This is a genomic window from Candidatus Poriferisocius sp., assembly GCF_965208475.1.
Taxonomy (GTDB): Bacteria; Actinomycetota; Acidimicrobiia; order Acidimicrobiales; family Bin134; genus Poriferisocius.
Window position 1 is genome coordinate 282,416 of sequence record NZ_OZ242338.1, and the last position, 21,408, is coordinate 303,823.

The 21,408-nt window shown below is 67.1% G+C and carries 17 protein-coding genes and 1 pseudogene; 5 read left to right on the top strand and 13 right to left on the bottom strand.

Annotated elements, in window-relative coordinates:
- Positions 1-17 precede the first annotated feature (17 nt).
- Positions 18-713 (top strand): RsmE family RNA methyltransferase, encoded by a 696-nt coding sequence (locus ACOGXA_RS01350; protein ID WP_419925498.1) that lies wholly within the window; start codon positions 18-20, stop codon positions 711-713.
- 7 nt (positions 714-720) lie between these two features.
- Here the strand turns inward: ACOGXA_RS01350 and ACOGXA_RS01355 are convergent, their stop codons facing one another.
- The 9 genes and pseudogenes from ACOGXA_RS01355 to ACOGXA_RS01395 all read right to left on the bottom strand — a co-directional run bounded on the left by ACOGXA_RS01355 (position 721) and on the right by ACOGXA_RS01395 (position 10,891).
- Positions 721-1,038, bottom strand: coding sequence for a DNA-binding protein (locus ACOGXA_RS01355; protein ID WP_419925499.1), 318 nt, complete (start codon positions 1,036-1,038; stop codon positions 721-723).
- Between the two features lies 1 nt (position 1,039).
- A pseudogene (locus ACOGXA_RS01360) lies at positions 1,040-1,369 on the bottom strand (type II toxin-antitoxin system RelE/ParE family toxin).
- 66 nt (positions 1,370-1,435) lie between these two features.
- Positions 1,436-2,704, bottom strand: a complete 1,269-nt coding sequence (locus ACOGXA_RS01365; protein ID WP_419925500.1) for a citrate synthase — start codon at positions 2,702-2,704, stop codon at positions 1,436-1,438.
- A gap of 101 nt (positions 2,705-2,805) precedes the next feature.
- Positions 2,806-4,185, bottom strand: coding sequence for an acyl-CoA carboxylase subunit beta (locus ACOGXA_RS01370; RefSeq protein ID WP_419925501.1), 1,380 nt, complete (start codon positions 4,183-4,185; stop codon positions 2,806-2,808).
- Positions 4,186-4,212: 27 nt separating this feature from the next.
- On the bottom strand, positions 4,213-5,115 hold the full coding sequence (locus ACOGXA_RS01375) for a LysR family transcriptional regulator (protein ID WP_419925502.1): 903 nt from the start codon (positions 5,113-5,115) through the stop codon (positions 4,213-4,215).
- Positions 5,116-5,173: 58 nt separating this feature from the next.
- Positions 5,174-7,447, bottom strand: a complete 2,274-nt coding sequence (locus ACOGXA_RS01380) for an aconitate hydratase (RefSeq protein ID WP_419925503.1) — start codon at positions 7,445-7,447, stop codon at positions 5,174-5,176.
- Positions 7,448-7,534: 87 nt separating this feature from the next.
- Positions 7,535-8,464 carry an SDR family NAD(P)-dependent oxidoreductase gene (locus ACOGXA_RS01385; protein ID WP_419925504.1) on the bottom strand — a complete coding sequence of 310 codons (930 nt, stop codon included), beginning with the start codon at positions 8,462-8,464 and terminating at the stop codon, positions 7,535-7,537.
- Position 8,465: 1 nt separating this feature from the next.
- Positions 8,466-9,269 carry a crotonase/enoyl-CoA hydratase family protein gene (locus ACOGXA_RS01390; RefSeq protein ID WP_419925505.1) on the bottom strand — a complete coding sequence of 268 codons (804 nt, stop codon included), beginning with the start codon at positions 9,267-9,269 and terminating at the stop codon, positions 8,466-8,468.
- 80 nt (positions 9,270-9,349) lie between these two features.
- On the bottom strand, positions 9,350-10,891 hold the full coding sequence (locus ACOGXA_RS01395; protein WP_419925506.1) for a class I adenylate-forming enzyme family protein: 1,542 nt from the start codon (positions 10,889-10,891) through the stop codon (positions 9,350-9,352).
- Between the two features lie 123 nt (positions 10,892-11,014).
- Here ACOGXA_RS01395 and ACOGXA_RS01400 point away from each other — a divergent pair, with 123 nt between their 5' ends.
- The 3 genes from ACOGXA_RS01400 (at position 11,015) to ACOGXA_RS01410 (ending at position 13,956) form a co-directional block, all read left to right on the top strand.
- Complete coding sequence (locus ACOGXA_RS01400) at positions 11,015-11,416, top strand: Zn-ribbon domain-containing OB-fold protein (protein WP_419925507.1); 402 nt, start codon at positions 11,015-11,017, stop codon at positions 11,414-11,416.
- Entirely contained in the window at positions 11,416-12,585 is a 1,170-nt protein-coding gene (locus ACOGXA_RS01405; protein WP_419925508.1) for a thiolase family protein, read from the top strand. The genes ACOGXA_RS01400 and ACOGXA_RS01405 overlap by 1 nt, the downstream gene beginning before the upstream one ends.
- Positions 12,586-12,660: 75 nt before the next feature.
- Entirely contained in the window at positions 12,661-13,956 is a 1,296-nt protein-coding gene (locus ACOGXA_RS01410; RefSeq protein ID WP_419925509.1) for an ATP-binding protein, read from the top strand.
- Positions 13,957-14,095: 139 nt separating this feature from the next.
- On the opposite strand, the gene ACOGXA_RS01415 is transcribed toward ACOGXA_RS01410, so the two are convergent.
- The 4 genes from ACOGXA_RS01415 to ACOGXA_RS01430 are packed head-to-tail and all read right to left on the bottom strand — an operon-like array spanning position 14,096 to position 19,997.
- On the bottom strand, positions 14,096-14,995 hold the full coding sequence (locus tag ACOGXA_RS01415; RefSeq protein WP_419925510.1) for a lysophospholipid acyltransferase family protein: 900 nt from the start codon (positions 14,993-14,995) through the stop codon (positions 14,096-14,098).
- The gene (locus ACOGXA_RS01420; RefSeq protein ID WP_419925511.1) at positions 14,985-16,598 is read right to left on the bottom strand and encodes a lactate racemase domain-containing protein; all 1,614 of its coding nucleotides are present in this window, start codon (positions 16,596-16,598) and stop codon (positions 14,985-14,987) included. The genes ACOGXA_RS01415 and ACOGXA_RS01420 overlap by 11 nt, the downstream gene beginning before the upstream one ends.
- Positions 16,595-18,907 carry an HAD-IB family hydrolase gene (locus ACOGXA_RS01425; protein WP_419925512.1) on the bottom strand — a complete coding sequence of 771 codons (2,313 nt, stop codon included), beginning with the start codon at positions 18,905-18,907 and terminating at the stop codon, positions 16,595-16,597. Before ACOGXA_RS01425 ends, ACOGXA_RS01420 begins: the two co-directional genes overlap by 4 nt.
- A 49-nt stretch (positions 18,908-18,956) precedes the next feature.
- Positions 18,957-19,997: a D-alanine--D-alanine ligase family protein gene (locus tag ACOGXA_RS01430; RefSeq protein ID WP_419925513.1), complete on the bottom strand. Its 1,041-nt coding sequence runs from the start codon at positions 19,995-19,997 to the stop codon at positions 18,957-18,959.
- Between the two features lie 48 nt (positions 19,998-20,045).
- Here ACOGXA_RS01430 and ACOGXA_RS01435 point away from each other — a divergent pair, with 48 nt between their 5' ends.
- Positions 20,046-21,368, top strand: a complete 1,323-nt coding sequence (locus ACOGXA_RS01435) for a UDP-N-acetylmuramoyl-tripeptide--D-alanyl-D-alanine ligase (RefSeq protein ID WP_419925514.1) — start codon at positions 20,046-20,048, stop codon at positions 21,366-21,368.
- Positions 21,369-21,408: the final 40 nt, after the last annotated feature.

Genomic DNA, 21,408 nt, shown 5'->3' on the forward strand with positions numbered 1-21,408 from the left:
AATGCGCGGGAGAAGCTGTGAAGCCCACCGGTGCAAACGGACCCCACGTCTTTGTCGATGATCTAGAGCGCGTCGAGTTACGCGAAGAAGATCGCCACCACCTGACCCGGTCGCTGCGGCTGCGGCCCGGGGACACTTTCACCGCCTCTGATGGCACGGGTTCGTGGCGGGTGTGCCGACTGGGGGTGGGACCCGATGCCGAGGCCGATCCCGGCGGCGAGGTGGTATTCGTCGAAGCACCGCGTCCAGAGCTCACCATCGGCTTCGCCCTCATCAAAGGCGGCCGACCGGAGCTGGTGGTTCAGAAGCTGACCGAGTTGGGAGTAGACGCCATCGTCCCGTTCACGGCCGAGCACAGCGTGGTGCGCTGGGGCCCTGACCGGGCCGTCCGCCACACCGAGCGCCTCCGCCGAGTGGCCCGGGAGGCCGCCATGCAGAGCCGCCAAGTGCGCCTCCCCGAGATCGGCGAAGTGGCCGACTTCGCCTCGCTGGCCACCCACCCCGGCGCCATCCGAGCCGACATCACCGGCGATCCCCCGTCTCTGGATCACCCAACTGTCTTGATCGGCCCCGAAGGCGGCTGGTCCACCGCCGAGCGCGCCCAACTAGGCGCCATCCGCATCAGTTCCTCAGTTCTCCGCTCCGAAACAGCGGCCATCGCTGCGGCAACTATCCTCACCGCTTTCCGGAGTGGCCTGACTGGAGTGAGCTGAGCAAGCTCTATCGGGTGGCTCTCACTTCAAGCTGAATTCCCTCGTGGTGTTGAATGCAGCCGATGATCTCAAAGAGGTTGCGTGCATGGGGGTTGCCATGGGGGCCCAACATCCGCATGAGGCTTTTGGGCTGTTTCTTCGTGAGTTCGCCGAGCTCAGAGAAGCCAATAGTTGCGTTGATGTAGTCGCGCAAAATGGTCTTGCCCGTGTCGATATCTCCGGCGAGCATGCACTCCACGCCTTCTTTCAACAGGCCCGACCGGAAATCCGGGTCGCGCTTCGCACGAGCCTGCACTGTCTCCTTGAATTCTCGAGTGAGCGGCATGCTATGCCTCCTTGCCTTTGCGCCGTTTGTATTCCTGCCAGCGCCCCTGCGCTCGTGCGATGTCATCTTGCTGGCGTCTCTTCGTCCCACCGCCAAGCAGGATGATCAAGGTCTCACCGTCCTGGCCGAAGTAGATCCTGTAACCGGGGCCAGTGTGTATGCGGCACTCTGAGACACCGCATCCGACACTCTCGACATTGGAGAGATTCCCAGCTTCCATGCGTGCGATGGCGCTGGTCACTTTTACCGCCGCCGTCGCATCCAGGCTGTCGAATCAGCGGCGAAATGGGCTGCGGCCCCTGACATCAACGTATTCCTTCGCTTGCGCAATGCATAAATGGTAACGCTATTGTTACTATTTGGCAAGCAGCCAACCGGCCGATCTAGATGCCGCCGCCTAGCGTTCGTTGATGGGTACGTAGCTGCGCTCGGCGGAGCCGGTGTAGACCTGGCGGGGGCGGGCGATGCGGCTGTCTTGTTCGAGGAGCTCAACCCAGTGGGCCAGCCAGCCTGCGGTGCGGGCGATGGCGAACAGCACGGTGAACATCTCGGTGGGGAAGCCCATCGACTGGTAGATGAGCCCGGAGTAGAAGTCGACATTGGGGTACAGGCTGCGGCTGACGAAGTAGTCGTCGGCTAGGGCCACCTCTTCCAGCTTGAGGGCGATGTCCAACAGCGGGTTGGAGCCGGTCACGTCGAACACGTCGTAGGCGGCTTCTTTGATGATGCGGGCTCGGGGGTCGTAGTTCTTGTACACCCGGTGGCCGAATCCCATCAGGCGGGTCTCTCCGGCCTTTACCGCCTTGATGAACGGGTCGATGTCGTCATAGCCGCCGATGTCGTGGAGCATCTCCATGACGGCCTGGTTGGCCCCGCCGTGGCGGGGTCCGTAAAGGGAGCAGGCTGCGGCGGCGATCACCGAGTAGGGGTCGGTGTGGGCGCTGCCCGCCACCCGGGCGGTGCTGGTGGAGCAGTTCTGGCCGTGGTCGGCGTGGGTGATCAGCAGCAGGTCGAGCGCCCGTCGGAAGGCCGGCTCGCACTTGTAGGTGGGCTCGGCGATCTTGAACATCATCGACAGGAAGTTGGTGGCGAAGTCCAGGTCGTTGTCGGGGTACACGAACGGCATGCCGGTGTTGAACCGGGCCCCGGCGGCCGCCACCGTGGGCACCTTGGCGATGAGCCGCACGATCTGGTGCATGCGGTTCTCGGGATCCTCGATGTCTTTGGCCTCCGGGTAGAAGGTGGACAACGCGGCGATGGTGGACACGAACATGCCCATCGGGTGGGCGTCGTGGAGGAACGACTCCATGAACCGCTTGCGAAAGCGCTCGTGGATGAATGTGTGATGGGTGATCTCCCCCACCCACATGTCGTATTGCGAGGGGGTGGGCAGTTCGCCGTGCAAAAGCAGGTAGGCCACCTCCAAGAAGGTGGAGTGCTCCGCCAGTTGCTCTATGGGATAGCCCCGGTAGCGGAGGATGCCGTTCTCGCCATCCACCTCGCTTATGGCGCTGGTGGTGGCCGCGGTGGTGCTGAAGGAAGGGTCGAGGAACCAGACGTTGGGTAAGAGCTTGCGCCACTGCGAGGCATCCACACCGCCGTTGACAATCGGAACCTCTATTGAATCACCGGTCCGATTGTCGGTGATCGTTATGGACTCAGGCACGCACGGCTCCTTTCGCTGCACCCTCCGGCGCGGCCGCAGCTTATCGCAGGAGGCCGGGCCAGCCCCACAGAGAGCGCGTTGTGCTGGTCGGTGGGTGGTGGTCAAAGGGGGGTGTTGTCGTGGCGGCGGCGGGGGAGTGTCTCCCGCTTGGACTCCAGCAACTCCAGGGCGGCGGCCACCTCGGCCCGGGTGTCGGCCGGGTCGATCACCGCGTCGATCGAGCCCCTCTCGGCCGCGATGTAGGGGTTCAGGTAGCGCTCCTCGTAGGCGGCCTCGAGCTCGGCCCGCTCGGCGGGGCCGGCTCGGCGGTGGACGATCTCCACTGCTCCCCGGGCACCCATCACCGCGATCTCCGCCGAGGGCCAGGCCAGGGCGATGTCGTTGCCCATGTGACGGGAGTCCATCACTATGTAGGCGCCGCCATAAGACTTCCGCAGCGTCACGTTCACCCGGCCCACCGTGGCCCGGGCGTAGGCAAAGGCCAGCTGGGCGCCGTGGCGGATGATGCCCCGCCATTCCAGGTCTTTGCCCGGCTGAAATCCCGAGGTGTCCACGAATGTGACCAAAGGCAGGTTGAAGGCGTCGCAGAATGACACGAACCGGGCGCCTTTCTGGCTGCACGCGATATCGAGGGTTCCGGCCAGGCTCTGGGGCTGGTTGGCCAGCATTCCCACTGGGCGTCCGGCCACGGTGGCGAAGGCGCACACCAGGTTGGCCGCCCAGTCGGCCTTGTACTCCAAAAGGTCGCCGTTATCGGCCACTGCCCGGGCCACGTCCCGCACGTCGTAGCTGCCCAGCGGCGAGTCGGGCAAGAGATCGCAGAGCTCTGGGGTGGGGCGATCAGCGGGGTCGTCGACCGCCCACCGGGGAGGCAGTTCGTCGGCGTGGGCGGGCAGCAGGCTCAAAAGCTCGCCCACCAGGTCGGAGGCGGCGTCTTTGTCCTCAACCAAGAAGGCGGCTACCCCGCTGCGCCGGGAGAGCTGCCCGGCCCCGCCCAAGGTCTGGTTGCTTATGACCTCGCCGGTGTACTGGCCGACCATGCGAGGACCGGTCACGAAGGCATAGCTGTCCTCGGTGGCGATGGCGATATCGGCCAGGCCCAGCAGAAGGGCGGGCCCCGACACCGCCGGTCCGACGGCGCAGAAGATGGTGGGCACCCGGCCCGAGCAGTCAACCACCGCTTTGGCCACCCGGCCCCACCCCATGGTGGCGTCGATGCCCGAGTCGACGTCGGCTCCCGAAGAGGCGAGGAACCCTACCAGGGGGACCCGCCGCAAGAGGGCCTCCTGAGCGGCTCGCACCAGGGTTTCGCTGTCGGCCGGGCTGAGCGCCCCCCGGTCGGCGTCGTTGTCCTCCACTTTGAAGGTCACGCAATCCCGGCCCTCATAGGCATCTAGCCAGGCGCGGGCCGACCCGGGCGATCCGGCCCGCAGCGGTACACGGCTCGGTCGGTTCCCAGAGGCGGTGGCGGTTTCAGGCATGGTTGGGCCCAGTCTCGCGCACCGACGTCAACTCGGGTACACCCCGGCTTGGTCGTAGCCGTGGGTGCCCACCACCTCGAAGATCACGTCGCGCACCGCTCGGGTGACGGCCGACGGCGCCACTCGGCGGCTGACGATCATTCCCACCGAGCGCCGCACCAAACCGGTGATGGGTATGCGCCGCCAGGGGCCGTCATCGGGGGCGGCGGTGGCTGGGAGAATGGCCGCGCCGAATCCGGTGACCACCAGGGCGGCGATCATCCTCATGCCGTCTATCTCGGCCCGGGTGGTGAGCCTTACCTCCTGGTTCTTGAGCTCCGAGTCGATTTCGTCTCGAAAAGCGGTTCCGACAGGGGGCAGCAGCAGCTCGTGGCGGCTCAGCTCGGCCGGAGTGACCGAAGACTTTCGGGCCAGCGGATGGTCGGGCGGGGCGATGAGCAGGCGATCCTCCTCGAACAGCTCTTCTATGCGGATATCGGGATCTTGGAGGGGAAGGTTAACCACCGCGCTGTGGAGGTCTCCCGATACCACCTGGGGAAGGAGGCTGGTCGTGGTAGCGGTCAGCACCTCCAGCCGCACGTTGGGGTACTGGGCCTCCAAAGCGGGGAGCACGATGGGGATCAGCCAGCGGGCGGTGGAGTCGATGGTGCCCAGGCGGGTGACGCCGGAGATGTCGTCGCGCATGGCGGCCATGTCGTCGGCGATGGCATCGGTTTCGGCCCGGATGCGCCGGGCCCGGGCCACCACCGCCTCCCCTTCCTGGGTGAGGGTGCCGGCGTCGCGGTCTACCAGGCGGGCGCCCAGCTCTTCTTCGAGCCGGGCGATGTGCTTGGACACATTGGACTGCACGGTGTGCAGCGACCGGGCTGCGCTGGAGAACGTCTTGTGCTCGGCGATGGCCAACAGGGCGTCGAGCTGGCGGATGTCCATGGTTGCAAATTTAGGGCTGGCAGCAGGAGCGGATGTCCATGCGGGTCTTAGCGGGCAATCAGCCCTTGGTCCGCTGGCGGATCAGGTTTAGGGCGCTGCCGGCTTGGAACCATTCGATCTGGTCGTGCGAGAGGGTGTGCTCGGCGGTGATCTCGACGGTGGTCCCGTCGGGTTTGGCGGCTTGGACTCGCACCGGCGAACCGGGTGCCAACTCGGCCAGGCCGAGGATCGAGATGCGGTCGTCCTCGCCGATGCGGTCGTAGTCGCCGGGGTCGGCGAAGGTCAGGGCCAACACTCCCTGCTTTTTGAGGTTGGTCTCATGGATGCGGGCGAACGACCGGGCGATCACCGCGGCGCACCCCCGGAAGCGGGGCTCCATGGCGGCGTGCTCGCGCGACGAGCCCTCGCCGATGTTGCGGTCGCCCACCACCACCCACCGCTGGCCCGCTTGGTGGTAGGCGGCGGCCACGTCGGGGAACGGCCCGGTGGTGCCGTCGAGCTGGTTCTTGCCCTCGCCGACCGCCCCGGTGAAGGCATTGACCGCCCCTAGGTACAGGTTGCCGGAGATGTTCTCCAGATGGCCCCGGTAGCGCAGCCACGGCCCGGCCATGGAGATGTGGTCGGTTGTACACTTGCCCTGGGCCTTGAGGAGCACCGGCAGGCCGTGGAAGTCCTCGCCGTTCCAGGCGGCGAACGGCTCAAGCACCTGGAGCCGCTCGGAGTCGGGCGCAACCCGCACGTCAATCCCGCTGCCATCGGAGGGCGGGGCCACGAACCCGCTGGCACCGGGGTCGAACCCCTGGTCGGGCAACTCGGTGCCCGGGCCCACCATGAGCGCCACCTCGGTGCCGTCGGGGGCGGCGATGGTGTCGCTGGCCGGGTCGAAATCCAGCGTGCCGGCCAGGGCCAGGGCCACCACTGTCTCGGGCGAGGTCACGAAGGCGTTGGTTGAGGCGTAGCCGTCGTTGCGCTTGGGGAAGTTCCGGTTGTAGCTGGTGACGATGCTGTTGGGGGTGCCGTCGGCCACGTCGTCGCGGTTCCACTGGCCGATGCACGGCCCGCAGGCGTTGGCCAAAACGGTGGCGCCGATGGCCTCCAGGTCGGCCAGCAGCCCGTCGCGCTCTATGGTGGCCCGCACCTGCTCGGAGCCGGGGGTGACCATCAGGGGCGACTTGGCGGTAAGTCCGTGGGCCGCGGCGTGGCGGGCGATGCTGGCCGCCCGGGTGATGTCCTCGTAGCTGGAGTTGGTACACGATCCCACCAGCGCGGCGCTCACCTCTAGGGGCCAGCCGTTCAACTTGGCCTCGGTCCCCAGTTCGGCCACCGGGCGGGCCCGGTCGGGGGTGTGGGGGCCGTTTATGTGCGGTCCCAGCTTGGACAGGTCGATCTCCACCACCCGGTCGAAGTAACCGCCGGGGCTGGCCAGCACGGCGTCATCGGCCCGCAGGTCGTGGGCCGATGCGTTGGCCGCGTCGGCCACCGCTTCGCGTCCGGTGGCCTTGAGGTAGCGGGCAATGGCGTCGTCGTAGGCGAACAGCGAGGTGGTGGCGCCGATCTCGGCACCCATGTTGCAGATGGTGGCCTTGCCGGTGGCCGACAGCGAGTGGGCCCCAGGCCCGAAGTGCTCCACGATGGCCCCGGTGCCTCCGGCCACGGTGAGGATCTCCGCCACCTTCAAGATCACGTCTTTGGGGGCGGCCCAGCCGTCGAGCTCTCCGGTGAGGTGTACGCCGATGAGCTTGGGCCAGCGCACGTTCCAACCGAAGCCGGTCATCACGTCCACGGCGTCGGCTCCGCCCACGCCCACGGCCACCATGGCCAGCCCACCGGCGTTGGGGGTGTGGCTGTCGGTGCCGATCATCATGCCGCCGGGGAAGGCGTACTGCTCCAGCACCACTTGGTGGATGATCCCGGACCCCGGCTTCCAGAATCCGGCGCCGTAGCGGGCGCACACCGACTCCAAGAAGTCGTACACCTCTTCGTTGTTGTCGAGCGCGGCGGCCAGGTCGTGCTGGGCATCGACCCGGGCCGAGATGAGGTGGTCGCAGTGGGTGGTGGTGGGCACCCGCACCTCATCGAGCCCGGCGGTCATGAACTGGAGCCAGGCCATCTGGGCGGTGGCGTCCTGCATGGCCACCCGGTCGGGCCGCAGATCCACGTAAGACACGCCCCGCTCGGGGGTGGCCGTGGGGTCGCCGAGGTGGTTGACCAGGATTTTCTCGGCCAGCGTGAGTTCTCGGCCAAAACGCTCCCGGGCGGCGCCAACCCGCTCGCCCAGGGTGGAATACACGTTTTCAATCAGCTCAATGGGGGTGGAGGCGGCAACCGGCATACCTCCGATCCTACGGGCTTATCGGCAATTTGGCCTTGTCGCGGAACGGGGCCCGTTCCCGTTGTCCCCCAGTTCGAGTCGGGCGATTCAGCTCATGCCGCCGCGAGCGCCGCCGTTCACGGCCAACACTTGGCCGGTCATGTAGTCGCTCATTGGCGAGCAGAGCCAGAAGATGGAGTTGGCGGCATCGCTGATGGTGCCGGAGCGGCCGAGAGCGACCACCGAACTGGGCATGGGCTTAGCCGCGTAGGTCTGCTCGTTGGTGGGCGGCTTGTCGGGATCAAGGGTGATGCCCAGGCGCTCTGCTTGCTTGGCGGGCATGCCGACGTGGATCGTTCGCCCGCCGGTTTCGATGACCTCGCTCTCGGACTGGGGAAGCCCGAACCTCGTCTGGATGATGCCAAAGGCCACCGCGTTGACGTTGACGCGGTAGCGGCCCCACTCTTGGGCCAGCGTGCGCATCAGCCCGAGCACCCCGGCCTTGGCCGCGGCGTAGTTTCCGGCGCCGGCGAGGCCCCATTCGCCGGCCATCGAAGAGACCATCACCGTTTTGCGATGCCGTGTGCGACCCATTTCCGAGTCGGCCTCGGCTGCGGCGCGAAACACCGGCGCACAGGCCCGAGCGAGCCGAAAGGGGACGACGAGATGGATGTCGAGCATGGCTTGGAACTGCTCGTCCGACATCGAGTGGATGCCGCCGTCCCACGCGTAGCCGGCGTTGTTGACGGCGATGTCGAGTCCGCCGAAAGTCTCAAGCGTGTGCTCGACCAGTCGGTCACACGCGTCAGGGGCGACCAGGTCGGCAATGAACGCGCTCGCGGTGCCCTCGCCGTCCGACGAGTTGAGGTTATCGACCGCTTCGCGGGCCTTGGCCGCGTCGACCTCGGCGATGACGACGTTTGCCCCGTTGGCCGCAAGCATCGCGGCGGTTGCCCCGCCGATGCCGCGTGAGCCGCCGGTCACGATCGCGGTCTGGCCCTTGAGCAGATCGGATCGAAGAATCGGCTCGATCATCATGTCAGCGGCCCTTCCAGACCGGGTCGCGCTTCTCGGCAAATGCCCGCAGACCCTCTTGCAGGTCCTCTGAGGCCATGACGGGGCCAGCGAACTCCATCTGGTTCTTCCATCCGTCCCGGTCTTGCCAGTCATAGGCGCGCCGCACGATCTGCTTGCTGGCCCGAACCGCGAGAGGCCCGGCGCGCAGAACCTCGTTGGCGAGATCGATGGCCCCTTCCAGCGCGGCGCCGGGCTCGGTCAGCTTGTTGACCAAGCCCAACTCGGCCATTCGTTCTGCCGACCAGGCCTTGCCGGTGAGCGCTAGTTCCATGGCCAGGTGATACGGGATGCGCTTGGGAAGTCGGAACAGCCCCCCGCCCACTGCCACGAGCGAGCGAGCCGCTTCGGGAATCCCCATCGTCGCGGTGCGCGACGACACCACGAGGTCGCACGACAAGCAGAGCTCGAGGCCACCGGCGAGCGCGTGGCCCTCGACTGCCGCGATGATCGGCTTGGCCGGGGGTTTGGCCATGATGCCGAAGCCTCCCCGGTTGGGGGCAATGCCCATGTCGCGGTGTGCTGCGGCGATGAGGTCTTGTCCCGAGGAGAAGACCTCATCGGAGCCTGTGAGGATGGCGCATCGCAGCGTGTCGTCGTCTTCGTAGGCGTCGATGGCCGCCTCCATGGCCCGGGCGGTTGCGCCGTCGAAGGCGTTGCGCCGGTGCGGCCGATCGATGCGGATCACAACGAGGTGATCACCGATGCGTTCGCTTGAGATGGCGTCGGTGCCGTTCGGTGCGGCACCGGGGGCGTCAGAGGCTGACACTGAATCCCCCATTCACCGGGTAGGTTTGGCCGGTAACCAGCGCCACTCGTCCGGTGAGGTCGAGCAGATCACCGACCGGCTCAGACACGTCGCTCTCGACCTTCCCAGTAGGGGGCCCTGAGCTCGTTCTTGAGGACCTTGCCCACCGGGTTGAGGGGGAGTTGGTCGATGAACTCGACCCGGCGAGGTTGTTTGAATGAGGCGAGCCGTCCGTCGAGGAACGCTCTGATGTCAGCCTCGGTGAGATTCCCGTCGGTTGCTCGGACAATGAAGGCGAGCGGCTGCTCGCCGAAGTCTTCATGCGGGATGCCGATGACTGCACAATCCACTACTTCGGGGTGCGCGACGATCTCCTTCTCGATCTCGGCGGGATAGATGTTGACGCCGCCCGCGACGATCATGTCCTTTGCCCGGTCGGTGATGAAGAGGAATCCGTCCTCGTCGACGTGCCCGACATCGCCGGTGCGGTAGAAGCCGTCTTTTACCGTGTCCTCCCCGAGCGGCTTGCCACCGAGGTAATTCGTCAATACGAGCGGTGTGTTGACCGCGATTTCTCCGGTCTCGCCCACCTCGCATCGGTTCCACTCGTCATCCACGATGGCGATCTCAACTCCATCGAACGGCAAGCCGCTGCTGCCGGGCTTGGATAGCTGATGCTCGGGTGCGGTGTAGGTCAGCATGCCCGCTTCGCTGCATCCGTAGGCCTCCCACAAGATGTCGGGGCCCCAGCGCTCGACGATCCACTCCTTCAGGGTCTGCGGCACCGCGGCGGCACCGGTTGTCAGCGCGGTCAGAGACGACAGGTCGTATTGGTCGATCACCTTGGGCGGGAGGGCCTGAATCCGAAGCAGCATCGTGGGCACGGCCGTCCACACTTGGACGCGATGACTCTCGATGAGCCGCAGTGCTTCTTCTGGGTCGTATGGATCCAAGAGGATCGCAGTGCCGCCCTTGGCGCAGGCCGCGCCGGCAATTGCCGGGCCGGCGCCGTGATGAACCGGCATTGAGAGCAATACGACCGCGTTGTGGGGATGCGGCGGAACCGACCCGACCGATGCCGCATAGCGAAGGAGCCGATCGATATCGAGCTTCGCTAGATCAGGCGGGGCTACGCCGCGGGGTGCGCCCGTTGTGCCTGAGGTGTACGGCACCATGTTGGCGCGCTGGGGGCCGAAGCGCTTCTGCGCCGTCGGGGTTGCGATTAGGTCCTCGTAGCGCACGCCGAGACCGCCAGCCTCTTGGCCGACGGTAACCAACAGCCCGACGTCGTGGGCGGCCCAAGCCGAAGGGTCGGGGTCGTTGCAGAAGAGCCCCTTCGCCTCGCTGTCGACGACGATGTAGGCCGCTTCCTCTGGGGTCAGCTTCCAGTTCACCGCCACCTGAGCAACCCCCAGCTTCTGGAGCGCCCGCTGAAGAACGAACCACTCGAACCCCAGGCGGAATCGCATCCCGATGCGATCTCCCGCTTCAAGGCCCATCCCCTCGAGCGTCTCGGCGGCCCGGTCGGCGTCGTCGTTCCACTCGCCGTAGGTCATCATGCGGTCGCCCTGGACAACGGCGGGGGCGTCGGGCCTCGACTCTGCCCAGTACTCCGGGGTGCCCCGCTCCGCCTCGTTCAGCACAAGAGGCTCGCTTGAACCATCGAAACCAATGCTTCTCGTGCGAGCGCCAACCCCACCACATCGCAAAGATAACATGCTGAGCGCTTAGCAAGTAAGTGCCATCGAGAGGACGCAGACGCCCTTATGCGAGTCGCCGCGAAGCCGGATCTCTACTCGTCGGATTGCGAAGAGCCCGCCCTGCGGGGCACCCGGTGCAGCGCGTGCGGGCGGGTCTGCTTCCCGCCGCTGACGATTGGCTGCGATGGCTGCGGCGGACCCGAAGAGCAGCTCGAGCCGGTCGCGCTGGCCACGGTCGGTGAAGTCCACTCGATAGCGACAGTCAACCGTCATCGCGGTGAACCAGCGGCCCCCTTCGTCGTTGCCGACATCAGGCTCGACGACGGGCCGCTGATTCGAGCCATGGTCGCCTCAGGCACCGGCGACGAGCTGCGGATCGGCGATCGGGTACAAGGCACCTGGCAGGTCCTCCGGGTCGACGATGACGGCAACGATGTCGTCGAGCCGGCATTCACCAGGGCAGATTGATGAACCGCCCACTGTTGGCTCTTCGCCCCGTTCGCGTCGTCGGCGTCGGCCTCCACCCCTACCAGCGGCCAAGCGACACGCCTTACACCGAACTCGGCGTTCAAGCGGTCCGCGCCGCTCTGGCCGATGCCGGCCTTCGCTGGGCCGATATCGAGTCGGCCTGCACGGGCACCGCTACCACCTCGATGGCGCTGTCGCGGCTCATGTACCGCCATCTCGGGTCCACTGGCATCCCCGTGGTTCAGATTGAGAACGCCTCAGCGTCGGGATCAAGCGCGTTCCGCCAGGCCTGTATCGAAGTTGCCGCCGGCATTGTTGACGTCGCCATTGCCGTGGGTGTCGACAAGCCGATGAAGTTCTCCTCGCCTCAGGCGGCTGCGGGGGTGAAGGACCTCGTGGGCAGACGCGTCGCACCGTTCACCCACTTCGCCCTCCTAGCCGAGCGATACATGCACGACCATGGCGCGACCCCAGAGCATTTCGCGGCGGTCGCGGTCAAGAACAGCCGCAATGGCGCTCTCAATCCCAATGCGCAACGCCGCAAGGCCCGGACTCTCGAACAGGTCATGGAGCCGCCCCAGATCAGCGGCGTTCTCACGCGGCTGCAATGCACCCCGATCGGCGAAGGCGCCGCCGCCGCAATCGTTGCGTCGGACGACGCCATCGAGAGACTCGGCCTCGATTCCCAGCGGTCCGTCCGGGTCGTCGCCTCCGCGGCGCGGTCAGAGACTGTCTACGACGGCGAGAATTTCGATGCCGCGCTAACCGCCGAAACCACCCGCCAGGCCCTAGACGACGCCTCGATGGGCCCGGCCGACCTCGACATCGTGGAACTGCACGACGCGTTCACCGTAGAGGAGCTGCTGTACGTCGAGGCGATGGGCATCAGCGAGCCAGGCCGAGCCGCCGAGCACCTCATGAACGGCGACTTCGACATCGGGGGACGGGTGGCAATCAGCCCGTCGGGCGGTCTGTTGGCCATGGGCCACCCCATCGGCCCGACGGGAATCGGCCAGATCTGCGAGATCACTGCCCAGTTGCGCCACGAGGCCGGTGAACGACAACATCCCGGCGCCCAGACGGGGCTTGCCCACATGGTTGGGATCGGCGCGGTCTGCGTAGTCCACGTCCTCCAGCGAACCCAGGGACTCCATCGGCGGGAATGGTAGATCGGTAATGGCGGAATTGGTAGATTATACTTTGCGGAAATAGTAGATCACAGGTAGCGGAATTGGTAGGGTTGGGTGATCGACAACAGTTTTCTCACCCCCTCTGGGTACATCCCCCGAGTAGCGGAATCCTCGATACGCCGAGCACTTGCCGCGGCGCCGATGGTGCTGCTGGAGGGCGCGAAGGGCTGTGGGAAGACCTGGGCTGGGTTGAGCATGGCCCGTTCCAAGCTGCTGCTGGACGCTGACGCCAATGATCTGGCATTTGCTCGGGCGTCGCCGCGAGACGCTCTCCGTGAGGGTCCCTACCCCAAACTTGTGGACGAGTATCAGCGAGTGCCCGAGCTGTGGAACGCCATCAGGGGCGTTTGCGACGAAGGCCGCGATCCCGGCCGGTTCGTCTTGACCGGCTCCGCTGAGAAGGTCGACGATGTCACCCGCCACTCCGGTGCGGGGCGGTTGATCCGCGTCCGCCTGCGGCCGATGTCGCTGTTCGAGACCGGTCATTCCACCGGTGAGGTGTCGCTGCGCTCATTGATGGCTGGCGAACCACCGCCAACAGCCCGAACGGTGGAGAGGTCGCTTCGGGCTTGGTCGGAGATCACTTGTGCGGGCGGATGGCCCCGGCATCTGGGGATGCCCTCCGATGCCGCCCAGAGGCTGCTGATCGGCTACCTGAACGAGACCGTCAGGGCTGATCTGCCGCTGGAGACCGGTGTGCGTCGCGATCCAGCGAAGGTCATGCGTCTTATGCGCTCGCACGCCCGCCACAGTGCGACCATCGCCACCCAGGCATCGCTGGCCCGGGACACCGCCGGTGACGGGCCACCCTTGGGCCGTCATGCCGCCAGCGGCTATCTCGATGCCATGCACCGGCTATTCGTGCTGGATGACCTTGATGGCTGGGTGCCGGCGATGCGCTCCAAATCAGTCTTGCGCCAATCTCCCAAGCGTCACATGGTCGATCCATCGCTGGCGACAGCCGTGCTGCGGGCGGGGCCCGATCAGCTGTCTTCTGATCTCAGGACGCTTGGACTCTTGTTCGAGTCGCTGGCGATCAGAGATTTGCGGGTGTACGCAGAAGCCCATGACATGTCTGTCTGGCACTACCACGACGACAAGCATCGAGAACTGGATGCCGTGATCGAGCATCCTGACGGACGGTGGATGGCAGTGGAGGTCAAACTCGGAGGCGTGCCCTCGGCATTGGATGACGCGGCCGAATCGCTATTGACCGTGGCCTGCCAGGCTGTCAAGAACTCCCGCCGCGGCCCACCGGCGGCTCATGTGCTCCTCACTGCTCTCGGCCGCCAGGCATACCGCCGCCCCGACGGAGTAGACGTGGTGCCCCTCTCACTGCTGGGGCCGTGAGCGGGATTCGAGTTCGCTACTCGAGAATTGTCAACCGCCCTTAGCGTGGTATGGGTTGCTGCACTGAATCTTGGACATGGCGCACCTCTGGATCCGCATGTCTTCGTGGTAGAGCACGGAATGGGAGGGTTCTGTGCCATCAGGGCCAGCGGCGGTGTTGGCGGCGGGAGCGGGGGGAGCGGTCGCCTAGGGCCCAGGCTCGGCGCCAGGGGGAGATGCTGGGGCCGGTGAGTCCGGGGGTGGTGCCGGCGTGGGCCCGGCGGCGGGCCTGGTACCAGTCGGTGGCGCACTCGTCGGCCAGGGTGGCCACCGCCACCTCGATGCGGGCCGCGAACCGCCGGGCATTGTCTTGTTCAGTGGGCACCAGGGGGTCGCCAAAGGTGATGGTGGTGGCCGACACCTTGGGCACCTTGCGGCCCTTGGGCAGGATTCGGTCGGTTCCCTCCACGTGAACCGGTACCACCGGCACGCCGCAGCGCACCGCCAGGTAGCCGGCCCCGCCCAAGAATGGCTGGCCCCAGCCGTCGGGGCTGCGGCCGCCCTCGGGGAAGATGAGCAGGCTCCAGCCGTCCTCGATGAGCGATGCGGCCAGCCGGGCCGAGCGCCGTCCCACCTTGGAGCGCTCGATGGGGATGGCGCCGATCACCAGTGCCGAGGCAGCCGACTTGAGCGCCCCGGCGAAGAAGTAGTCCGACGCCGCCCCCACCACCAGCCGGTGGCGCCACCGGGACGGGATAGAGGTGAACAGCAACGGGGTGTCGATGTGGCTGTGGTGGTTGGCGGCGAAGATCACCGGGCCGTCGAGGCGCTCCAACCGGTCCAAGCCCTTGCGCTGGGGCCGGGCCAGGGCGGTCATCGTTGGCTGCATCACGACTTCGGTGATAACCCGCCGGGCGGCCCGGGCCGCCGGCTTGCGGGCCCAGTCGGTGTCGTAGTCGGCGCCTCGGTTCTTGGTCTGGGGCGCGGGCGGCACCCCCACCGGCGGTCGGCCCGCCCGGTAGGGGAACTCCAGCTTCGAGATCGCCCGCCTAGCTGACATCGGCCATCAGGATGGGGGGATTGTGGAGGTGGGTGACGGTGGGCTGGCGGCCCACGGTGTCGCTGGCGATCTCCAGGGCGTCCTGGAGGGTGGACGCGGGGCGAAAGCCCATGCGCTGCACCGCTCGGGTGTCGCCGCCCACGATGATGACCTCGCCCAGGTGCTGGAGGGCGTGCGCCCCCCAATACCACATGTAGAAGGGGTGGACGCCGTGGTAGGCGTACGACGTGCGGTACAGGTGGATGTACCACTCGTCTTCAGCGAACTGGCGCTCGTAGCGGGCCTCGATCTCCACCGGGTCGGTGGTGTCGGCCAGCACCTGCTCGAAGAAGTCGATGTAGCTGGGGTGGTGTACCGGGTGGAACTCCCACCGGGTGGGGTGGCCCATGATGACCACGCCGCCCTCCCGCACCAGCGGGCGGCCCCGATACAGGTTGAAGAAGTAGCCCAGGCCCAAACACATGACCAGGATCGGGTTCATCACCGAGTTCACGTTGTAGGGGCAGATGTAGGGCAGGCCCATGGTCAAGATGTCGGTCTGGCCCTCCACCGGCACCAGGTGCTGTTCGTACACGTTCTCGGTGGTCACCTTGTGGACGGCCTCCACCTCGCCGGCCTGCACCGAGGTCAGCTCGTAGGGCGACCGCCACGACTGGAAAATCTGCCGGGCCATCTGGGGCGGGGCGTAGTTCAGCCCGGTGGTCATGGCCACGAACGCGGCCCGGTCCTTGGCGGTCCACTCCCACTCCCGCTTTTGGAGCATGGCCAGGGGGCCGTCCACCCCGAAGGTGTTGTTGTTGACCGTCGTCTCAATCTGGAAGATCTTCACCCCGGCGTCGCGCAGCACCTCGCCCATGCGCCAGTTGGAGGCGTGCAGCTCGGAGCGGTGCTGGTCCATGAACGAGCGGGACTCCTGCATGGTCTTCACGTTGTGGTGGTGGCGAAGCCCCCGGTAGCCGGCCAGGCCGGTGGCGGTGCTCTTGTGGCCGCCGTCCATGGCCACCAGGTTGATGTTCACGTACACCACCAGATCGCTGTCGGCGGCCCGCTTGGAGAACTGCACCTCCTCGCCGTGGGGGGTGGTGCCCAGCATGACCATGCCGTCGGGGTCCTCGGCGTCGTGGTTGTAGAGGCATCCCGAGGGGGCGAAGGCGTCGTAGGTGCGGTCGCCCACCGCGTGGCGCAACTCGGCCTCGGTCATGCGCCGGTGCAGGGCCAAAGCGGCGATGACGTGGACGTCGTCCACCCCGGCCGCCGCGGCCATCTCCAGCACCTGCTCAATGACCATCTGGCGGATGTCGGGTCGGCGCATGGGCGGCAGCGGCAGGGAGATGTCGTCGAAGGCGATGGTGAGCTTCATGCCCGGCCGGAGTTGGGCGGGCAGCGGATCCTGGTCGATGGGGTTGAGCAGCGCCCGGCGGATGGCGCCCTCGGGGTCGGCCAGGCCCAACAGCGGCTCGGCCGGGTAGATAACCCGGCTGCGACCGGCGGGGAGCTTCTCGGTGCGGAACCCCTCGCCGTGGTGGAACAGGATCGGCGGGGTGGAGCGGTCGACCTCCAGCACCATGCCCGGTCGGGGGGTGGGCCTAATTCGGTCTTTCATGACGCCTTCCGGGATCCGATGGGCAGCAGCTTGCGGGGGCCGCCGGGGGCTTTGTCGAAGTACTCGATTAGCCAGCCCCGCTTGCGGGCCAGCATGGCCAGCTTGGGCTCGGGGTTCACCGCCACCGGATAGCCCACCGCCTCCAGCAGGGCCAGGTCGCTGGCCGAGTCGGCGTAGGCCACCGACTCCGACATCAGCAGGCCCTCGGAGTTGGCGAAGTCCCGCAGCACCTCGGCGCGGGACTCGCTGGTGGGCGGAACCTCGGCCAACTGGCCGGTGTAGAGGCCGTGGGACTGGCCCAGCTCGGCGCACACGATGTGGTCGAACAGGGGGCGAAGCGGCTCCACAATGAAGTCGAGAGCGCCGGTGATGAGAACGGTGGTATGGCCCGCGGCCCGGTGCCGGCGCACCCGGCGGATGGCCGCGGGGTAGGCCTGGGTCAAGATCAGGTCGCTGAACATCTCCCCGGAGTCCTCGGCCATCTGCCCCACCGGCGCCCCTTCGTAGCGGCGGTAGAAGTGGCGGAGGAAGTCGCTGCGGTCCCGGTGGTCCAGCGCCAACAGCGACGGGGCCTCCAGCAGAATCTTGGCCACCAGTCGGGCCCGTTCGTCGAGGGGGAGGCGCCGGGTGGCCAGCCAGCCGTAGGCCATGACCACGTTGGCGGCGATGACCGTGTTCTCCAGATCGAAGGCCGCCATGTGCCGGTCGGGGGAAAGCACCTGGGTTCGCTGGCGGTGTTTGCGGGACGGCCCCGACCGCCCAGACGGGGCGGTCTTGACCCGGCCCTGGGCCACCACGGTGGGCAGGTGGATGTCGGTCACATAGTGGGGCCAGTCGATGATCCGGGGGTCGAAGCAGAATGCCTGTTGGTCATCGTCGTCGAGGCTGTCCCACAGCTCCAGCAGCCGGTCTAGTCCAAATAGGGCCTCGCACTCGGTGTAGGCCCCGTAAAGCTCCACGTAGCCCAGGGCTCGCTCCACTTGGTCGCGGCGCTCGTCCAGATCGGCGGTGATCTCGGCCTGCCGGCCTCGGATGGGCAGCCGCCCCAGCACCCGCTCGCCCGCATTCAGCCCGGTGCGCAGCCGCTTGAGCTGGCGGACCACCCGGCCCCGGCCCGGATAGGTCCAGTTGGGCGGGGGAATGGGCTGGTCGCGGTCGTCATAGATGGGGTTCTCGCTGAACCAGCCGTGGGCCAAGTCGGCCAGCTGGTTGAGCCGGAACGGGTTGACCGCTCCCGATGCCACCTGGATCACCGGCCGCTCAGGATCGTGGCCTTGGGCGGCCACCGCGCAGATGGCGGCGGCCACCAGGTCCACCGGGATAACGTCCAGCACCCCCTGGGGGATGCCGGGAAAGTCGGTGAGTAGCCCCCTCCCGTAGCCGATGATGATGGGCTCGGCCATGCGGAATCCCCGGATCCACCCCGGGAAGGGCTCGGAGTAGGCCGACTCGATGATCGACGGCCTCACGGTAGTGACCTTGAGGTCGCCCTTGATCTCCGCCACCGCGGTCTCGGCCAGGGCCTTGGTGAAGGCGTAGGCGTCGGGGAATCCCAAAGACGACGCCCGCGATCGGCCGGATTCCACCATGTGGTCGTGGACCCATCGGCTGCGGAGCTGCTCGGTCTTGGCGGCCAGCGCCGGGGCGCCGGCCGCGCCCAGCTCGTGGCGGGCTCGGCTGCGGAACTCGGCCAGGCGACTGGGATCGCGGCTCTCGGTCTCGGTGGTGATGCGCCGGCGGCGGCTGGCCTCGGCCTCCTCCTGCCACGACACCGGCACGTACATGGGGCCGTCGACCAGCGGCTCCTCGGGGGCGTTCCCTCGGCGGCTGCCGGCCACGTAGCAGGTGGACACCGCGATGAAGTGGGGAGACGCCCCCATCTCGCTGAGCATCTGCACCAGGCGCACCGGCCCCATGAGGTTGACCTCCACTGCGGTATCCAGCGGATTGTCGAACGCCACCGCGGCGGCCGAGTGGATGACGATGTCGCTGGTGGCGATCAGCTCCCGGCCGGCGTTGTCGAGGTCCAGCCCGTCGACCCCCACGTCGCCGGCCACCCCGGTGACCCGCTCTTGGCACAGACGCTCGAATTCGTCGGCGCCCAGTTCGTCGCGCAGCCGGTTGAATACATCGTTGCGGATGATCTCCCGGCGGATGCGTTGCTCCACGCCTCGACGGCCGGGGCGTACCAAAAGCACCAACTCCACCTCGGGCACGCAGCGCAGCAGCCGCTCCACGAGGGCGGTGCCCAAAAAGCCGGTCGTGCCGGTGATCGCCAGTCGCTTGCCGGCCAGCGCATCAGAGATCACCGCAGTGTTCTACCAAACCCAGGCACTTTTCCCCAGCCCACTCACGCTCTTAGCGGTCGATGCGGCGGTGTTGGAGACGGCGCTCGTAGCGCTCGATGGCCAAGTCGACCAGCGTCTCGATGAGCTGCGGGTAGGGGAGGCCCGATGCCTCCCACAGCTTGGGGTACATGCTTATGGGGGTGAATCCGGGGATGGTGTTCACCTCGCTGAGCAGCATTCCTCGTCCGGTGGGCTCGTATAAGAAGTCCACTCGGGCCATGCCCTCGCACCGCAGGACGCGGTAGGCGTCTATGGCCAAACGACGCGCCTCGTCGGCGGCTGACTGGGGAATCTCAGCGGGAACCAGCAGCTTGGCGCCGTCGGTGAGGTACTTGTCGGCGTAGTCGTAGAACTCAGCACCGGGCACGATCTCTCCGGGGACCGAGGCCACCGGGTCTTTATTGCCCAGCACCGACACCTCGATCTCCTGGCCGGCGATGGCCTCCTCGATCATGATGGTTTGGTCGTACTGGCCGGCTGCCTCTAGGGCCTGCACCGCCTCGAGCTCGGTGGTGGCCCTGCTCACCCCCACCGACGAGCCCATGTTGGCCGGTTTCACGAATAGCGGCAGCCCCAGTTCGGCGATGGCAGCCCTGGCCACGGTTTCGGGATCGTCGTCGGCTGAGGCCGACAGGTATCGGCATTGGGGCAGGCCATGCTGGGTACACACCAGCTTGGCCATGGCCTTGTCCATGCACAGCGACGAGGCCAGCACCCCCGATCCCACATAGGGAACGTCGGCCACCTCCAGCAGGCCCTGGAGGGTGCCGTCCTCGCCCATGGGGCCGTGTACCAGGGGGAACACCACCGAGTCGGGCTCGGCGAATATCTCGGCTGGCGCTACGCCGAGTCCGTCGGCATCCAGATGGTCGGGAAGGGGTTCGGGAAGCTCGGCCAACTGCCACTGACCCTCTCGTGTGATGCCCAGCGCCACGACCTCGAAGCGATCTTTGTCGGCAGCGGCGGCCACATGGCGAGCCGAAACGCAAGACACGTCGTGCTCGGCCGACCGGCCGCCGAAAAGCAGCACCAAGCGGGTGCGAGATCCCACAGGCCGACGGTACCCCACCGCTCGGGCTGATGGTGGGAGGCTAGGGGGGTGAGGCTCATGGCGTCGGAGGTGGCCCAGGCGGTGGGCGGTCGACTGGTTGGCCCCGATGTCGCGGTGTCCGGGGTGTCGATCGACTCCCGGACGGTGGCGCAGGGTGAGTTGTTCGTGCCGGTGGTGGCCGAGCGAGACGGCCACGACTTCATCGGCGACGCGCTGGTTGCGGGGGCAGCGGCCTATCTGACCGCACAATCACCCCGAGGAGAAGCGGCACCCCGAAGAGCAACCGCGGTAGAGGTGGACGACACCGCCGCCGCGTTGGCCGAGTTGGGACGCTTTGCCCGCGGCCGGTTCGACGGCCCGGTGGTGGGCATCACCGGGTCGGTGGGCAAGACTTCGGTGAAGGACATGGCCGCCGCCGCCATCGGGGCCGACCGGCCGACTCACGCCAGCCCGATGTCGTTCAACAACGAGCTGGGGGTGCCGCTCACCCTGGTGAACCGCCCGGAGAGCGCCGAGGCAGCGGTGGTGGAGATGGGCGCCCGGGGCCGGGGCCACATCGCCTGGCTGTGCTCGCTGAGCCGGCCCACCGTCGGCGTGGTGACCGCGGTGGGTGCGGCCCATACCGAGCTGTTCGGCACGGTGGAGGCGGTGGCCGAGGCCAAGGGCGAGCTGGTGGAGTCACTGGACCCATCGGGCGTGGCCGTGCTCAACGCCGACAATCCGCTGGTGGCGGCCATGGCTGAGCGAACCGAGGCCCAGGTGCTGACTTTTGGCCGCTCTGGGGGCGAAGTGCGGGCCTCTGGGGTGAGTGTGGACGATGGGCTGCGGGCCCGGTTCCGTTTGGAGACCCCGAACGGGCAGGCCGAGGTGGCCCTGGCGGCTCGCGGCGAGCACATGGTGGACAATGCCTTGGCCGCGGCGGCGGCCGCGTTGGCGGTGGGAGTGAGAATCGATGAGATCGCCGCTGGTTTGGGCTCGGCCAAGCTGTCGCCGTGGCGCATGGAGGTGACCGAGTTGGCCTCGGGGGCGGTGCTCATAAACGATGCCTACAACGCCAACCCCATGTCCATGACCGCCGCCTTGCGTTCGCTGGCCGCAGTGAACCGCCCCCGTCGGGTGGCGGTGCTCGGAGTCATGGCCGAACTGGGGGAGCGGGCCGCCGCCGAGCACGCCGCTATAGGCGCATTGGCCCGAGAACTGGGTATCGAGATCATCCCGGTGGCCACCGCCGACTACGGGTTGGCTCCTGTGGTCGACGCCGCTGCCGCGGTGGCCGCCCTGGGCGCGGTCGACAGTGACACCGCGGTGTTGGTCAAGGCCAGCCGAGCCGCGGGCTTGGAATCTGTGGCCAACGCCCTTGGCGACCACTAGCCATTCAAACATCGGCCTGTACTGTCAAGATTTCGGCAAC

Bases quoted from the DNA above. Each gene is read 5' to 3' on its own strand.
- ACOGXA_RS01405 (WP_419925508.1), top strand. From the start codon at position 11,416: ATGAACCGCCCACTGTTGGCTCTTCGCCCCGTTCGCGTCGTCGGCGTC.
- ACOGXA_RS01375 (WP_419925502.1), bottom strand. From the start codon at position 5,115: ATGGACATCCGCCAGCTCGACGCCCTGTTGGCCATCGCCGAGCACAAG.
- ACOGXA_RS01355 (WP_419925499.1), bottom strand. From the start codon at position 1,038: ATGCCGCTCACTCGAGAATTCAAGGAGACAGTGCAGGCTCGTGCGAAG.
- ACOGXA_RS01380 (WP_419925503.1), bottom strand. From the start codon at position 7,447: ATGCCGGTTGCCGCCTCCACCCCCATTGAGCTGATTGAAAACGTGTAT.
- ACOGXA_RS01420 (WP_419925511.1), bottom strand. From the start codon at position 16,598: ATGAAAGACCGAATTAGGCCCACCCCCCGACCGGGCATGGTGCTGGAG.
- ACOGXA_RS01385 (WP_419925504.1), bottom strand. From the start codon at position 8,464: ATGATGATCGAGCCGATTCTTCGATCCGATCTGCTCAAGGGCCAGACC.
- ACOGXA_RS01415 (WP_419925510.1), bottom strand. From the start codon at position 14,995: ATGTCAGCTAGGCGGGCGATCTCGAAGCTGGAGTTCCCCTACCGGGCG.
- ACOGXA_RS01400 (WP_419925507.1), top strand. From the start codon at position 11,015: ATGCGAGTCGCCGCGAAGCCGGATCTCTACTCGTCGGATTGCGAAGAG.
- ACOGXA_RS01370 (WP_419925501.1), bottom strand. From the start codon at position 4,185: ATGCCTGAAACCGCCACCGCCTCTGGGAACCGACCGAGCCGTGTACCG.